The sequence below is a fragment of the bacterium genome (assembly GCA_024226335.1).
In the GTDB taxonomy this organism is placed as follows: domain Bacteria; phylum Myxococcota_A; class UBA9160; order SZUA-336; family SZUA-336; genus JAAELY01.
Map to the genome: position 1 here is coordinate 1 of JAAELY010000379.1, position 566 is coordinate 566.

1 protein-coding gene is annotated in these 566 nt (G+C 61.5%); it reads left to right on the forward strand.

Annotation, left to right across the window (positions count from 1 at the left end; translation table 11 throughout):
* Positions 1 to 149 precede the first annotated feature (149 nt).
* Positions 150 to 566 (forward strand): PAS domain S-box protein (locus tag GY725_19405; GenBank protein ID MCP4006352.1); only part of this gene is annotated, 417 nt, incomplete at its 3' end.

Consider the following 566-nt stretch of genomic DNA (forward strand, 5'->3'; position numbering starts at 1 on the left):
CACGTTTACCATCAGCGCTCCCTGAACCCCGCCCTCTCGTTTCATCGACATTGTAGGAACCTCATGTGAAGCTACGTATTCACATCGAATCAGCCGGCGCAGACTTCGTCAACAGGCTGTTATGCATTCCTTAAGCCGGCCGGCGAGTAATCTCCTCAAATACAGTCTTGGGACGTAGCCGCTGCGAGCCGCTCCGAGAAGCGTGTGTTGAGCAGAGAGAGTGTCGCGGGCTCGTCGCCTATTTTCGTTCGCTCGTGTCGGTTAGCGCGGCTCGTCCGGAGGACTATCGGCTGCTGGCCGAGAACGCAGACGACATGATTGCGCGTCACGATGAGAAGGGGCGGGTCGTCTTCGCTTCGCGCGCCGCAGGCGTACCGCTCGGCGTCCCTGTCCGGAAGGTTCTAGGCGACGGGCTTTTCGAACATGTCCACGTGGCGGACCGGCCGGTCTATCTCTCCGCGCTCTCCCGCTGCGCTAACGGCACCGAGTCCGTGACCGGGGCGTTTCGGCTGAGCCGTTTGGGCAGGAGCAAGACGGTCCGCTATGCGTGGATGGAGATGCGCTGC